Origin of the sequence: Streptomyces milbemycinicus (assembly GCF_002154605.1) — a bacterium.
Lineage (GTDB): Bacteria > Actinomycetota > Actinomycetes > Streptomycetales > Streptomycetaceae > Streptomyces > Streptomyces milbemycinicus.
Genome location: NZ_MUNE01000617.1, coordinates 1 through 3,379 on the forward strand (window position 1 = coordinate 1; position 3,379 = coordinate 3,379).

General features: G+C 68.1%; 4 protein-coding genes. 3 read left to right on the plus strand and 1 reads right to left on the minus strand.

Features of this window, described 5'->3' with window-relative positions; all coding sequences use genetic code 11:
* The first annotated feature begins 144 nt into the window (after positions 1–144).
* From CCN51_RS56125 to CCN51_RS40540, 3 genes are read left to right on the plus strand one after another with little or no spacing between them, the layout of a single operon-like run.
* Positions 145–297: a hypothetical protein gene (locus CCN51_RS56125; protein ID WP_170061357.1), complete on the plus strand. Its 153-nt coding sequence runs from the start codon at positions 145–147 to the stop codon at positions 295–297.
* 21 nt (positions 298–318) lie between these two features.
* Positions 319–1,542, plus strand: a complete 1,224-nt coding sequence (locus CCN51_RS40535) for a YcaO-like family protein (RefSeq protein WP_014176997.1) — start codon at positions 319–321, stop codon at positions 1,540–1,542.
* Positions 1,542–2,951: a TfuA-like protein gene (locus CCN51_RS40540; protein ID WP_086860707.1), complete on the plus strand. Its 1,410-nt coding sequence runs from the start codon at positions 1,542–1,544 to the stop codon at positions 2,949–2,951. Before CCN51_RS40535 ends, CCN51_RS40540 begins: the two co-directional genes overlap by 1 nt.
* Positions 2,952–2,998: 47 nt before the next feature.
* On the opposite strand, the gene CCN51_RS40545 is transcribed toward CCN51_RS40540, so the two are convergent.
* Positions 2,999–3,379: DUF1963 domain-containing protein (locus CCN51_RS40545; protein WP_143676039.1), on the minus strand; the 381-nt coding region annotated here is incomplete at its 5' end.

Genomic DNA, 3,379 nt, shown 5'->3' on the forward strand with positions numbered 1-3,379 from the left:
CTCGTCGCCGCGATGAGGGCGCAGTGAACGCCGGAGCACGCGCCCGAGCGTCCGACGGAACAAGGTCTTCTCCGGAAGATCAGAGTTGGCTACGCTCGGCGGGATCGCTGTTGCGACACCGGCCGATGACAGAAGGGTTGCCAGATGACTCTCAACTTCCCCACCGCAGCCGAACTCCGTGACGAGCAGCACCTCAAGGACCCCGGCGCGAGCCAGATGACGAGCAAGGACTCCCACTGGTGCGTCAAGCTGAAGGACAACAGCGGCCTTGAGCCCGCCGACGTCCACGGCGCGTGACGGTCCCGATTGAGCCGTCCATTGAGCCGCCCCACCGCTGTTGACCACGCCGACGGCGGCATGGCGGACAACCTGTCGGGCGGGGACGGAATACTCGCACACCCCGTCCCCGCACCCGACGACACCCGCAAAGCCTGCGTGTCCGGCACCCATCGCGTCCTGACCCCCACGGAAACGCTGCGCCGGATCCAGCCGCTCTTCCCGATCGTCGGTATCACCCGGCTCGCCGACGTCACCTGGCTCGATGAGATCGGCATACCGGTCCACCAGGCCGTCCGCCCGAACTCCCGGACAGTGTCGGTAAGCCAGGGCAAAGGCATCACTCACGACCTCGCCAAGGTCTCCGCTGCCATGGAATCGATCGAGTCCTGGCACGCTGAGCGCATAGATCCCGGCGAGACGACCGCGACCGTTGCCGACATGGAACGCGCGTGCGGCTACCGCGTCCACGAACTGGCCCTGGAACCCCGCCACCATCTCTGGCCAGGCATGGAGCTCGAATGGACCAGAGCAAGCCGCCTGGACGACGGTACGGACAGCTTCCTGCCGACCGACCTGCTGCGCCTTGACGGCCGTGTGCGCGACACCTGGATGCCGCCCCTGTTCGCCCAGAACAGCGATGGACTCGCCAGCGGCAACACCTTCGCCGAAGCGGCACTCCACGGCATCTACGAGGTCATCGAACGCGACTGTCTGGCCCGCGCCGAGACGGACCCATCACCGGCCCTGGACCTGGCCACCGTGGACGGCCCAGCCTGGGAGCTGCTGGACCTTATGGACGCGGCCGCGGTCGAGGTTCGAGTTGAAGTACCCCCATCGCCCACCGGGGTCGCCTGCTTCCTGGCCACCATCTGGAGCGAAGAGTTCCCGGTGCTCTTCGCCGGGGCCGGTGCCCACCTTGACCGTGACGTCGCCCTGTCCCGCGCCCTGACCGAAGCCGCGCAGTCGCGCGCTACCCAGATCGCCGGAGCCCGGGACGACCTCACCACGGGCGCCTACCGGCGCGCCGTCTCAAGCTGGTCCGCGCGTCCCGCACCCCTCTCGAAAGCCGACCGGCTCACCTACGACGAGATCGCCTCCGTCCGCAATGAGACCCTCGCGGACGACTTGCACACCACGGTCACCAGCGTCCTCTCCCTGACCGGGCGATCTCCGCTGATTGCCGACCACACCAGGCCCCACCTGGGCATCCCCGTCGTACGAGTGGTCTGCCCCGGCCTTCGCTGCGAACCGGCCTTCATGTAATGACCCGGTACCTCTTCGTTGGCCCCAGCCTGCCGGACGCCGCCGACCTGCTCGCGGCGGACGACATCACCGTCCTCCCGCCAGTAGCGGCGGGAGACCTGCTGAAACTCGCACCCCAGCAGGGAGACCTCGTCGGCATCATCGACGGCTACTTCCGTCAGACCCGCGCCGTCCGGCACAAAGAGATCCTCGCCCTCCTCCAGACCGGCGTGACAGTCCTCGGCGCTGCCGGCATGGGCGCCCTTCGCGCAGCCGAACTCGACACCTTCGGCATGCACGGCGTGGGACGCATCTACCGCGACTACCAGGAAGGCCGACTGACGGCCGACGACGAGGTGGCTTTCCTGCATGGGCCGGCCGACGACGGCTACAGGCCGGTCTCCGAAGCGCTCGTCAACATCCGAGCGACCCTACGCCTGTGCATACAGGAAGGGATCCTCGACGAGCCCACCGCCGGTCACCTCGTAGCCGCGCTGGCTCGGCGCCCGTACCACATGCGCTCCTACCCGGAACTCATCCAGCTCGCCCGTGAGACCGCCACACCAGCTGCGAATGTCGAAGCGCTACGGCATCTCTGCGCCACCCGGGCCGTCGACGTCACACGCGACGACGCACTGCAACTGGTCCACAAACTACGCACGCTCGAGGAAAGCCGCGCGAACGGCACCACGCCCCACTCGCCCAACTTCACCATCGCACCCACCATCTACTTGCACCGCTGGCAGCTGGGAGCACGCAGCGTCGAAACCGCGGACGGCCGGACCGCCGAGATGAGCGTTCTGCGGATGTGCCAGCTCTTCGCCCGCGACTACCCGGACTTCTACCGGGACCTGGTCTTCAACCATCTGGTCCAGGAGTGTGCCTCCAACTGCCGGACCCAGCACACGGAGGCGACCCTCGACAGAGCGCTGGAGCACGCACGGCATCGCAACGTCATCCCGGACCCCCGATCGAACAAGCCCGAAGACCTGAGCTTCCTCGACCTGTGGCTGACACCGGCAGAGCGAACCACACGCCCACTGAAGCACCAGCTCGGGACCTTCCTGGTGCGCAGCTTCCAGCTGACGCCCGGAGCTCCCGCGGACCACCTGGCCCTGGACGCGCTGCGCCGACGGCCGATCGTCCCGACCGCGGCGAAGCTCGTCAACGCCGCGAAGACGGTGAACGAGCAGGCACAGCAGACTCAGTCCACCTTCGACATCCACACCTTGTCGGCCGACCGCATCCTGACCCACATCAGCGAACGATGGGGCGTCGAACCCGGAACCCTGGAACTGCACGCGCTGGACCGGGGGATGGGCTCCCGCGACGTCCTGGTCGCTGCGGCCCGACCGTACTATCTCCTGGCCAGGTACAACCCGGACCTGGTGGACCTGGTGGACCTGGCGTTCGGGCGTGCCGGAGACTAGCGGCGGGCCGCGGCGGCGGCTACGCCCGTACGGATCGACGAACGGGCTCAGTGGCACTGCCAGGTGAAGCGCGCCTGGTCGAAGCGGCCGGCGGCGAGGTCTTCGGGGTCGATCAGCCAGTAGAGGGCGCCCGCGTCGCCCCACAACATCCCGGCTTCGTCGTCGGAGGCGATCTGGAGCAGCAGCCGCCACCGTGCCGCCTCGGCGAGGATGTCGTCGAAATGGGGGTTGTCGGGATTGAACTCGTCCAGATCCCAGTCGTCGGGGAAGTCGGCGACCTCGTACTCGACCTCGCCCTGGACGCCGTCGGGTGCGCCGCCCACCTGGTGGCGGACGCGGCGCAGATTCCATACGGCGTCCTGGAAGTGCCGGCCGCAGTCGAGCGCAGCGATGAACGACAGGGGGCCGTGCCCCTCCCACACCGGCCA

What these genes read in the sequence shown, in the direction of transcription:
- CCN51_RS40540 (WP_086860707.1), top strand. Translation starts at nt 1,542, where the DNA reads ATGACCCGGTACCTCTTCGTTGGCCCCAGCCTGCCGGACGCCGCCGAC.
- CCN51_RS56125 (WP_170061357.1), top strand. Translation starts at nt 145, where the DNA reads ATGACTCTCAACTTCCCCACCGCAGCCGAACTCCGTGACGAGCAGCAC.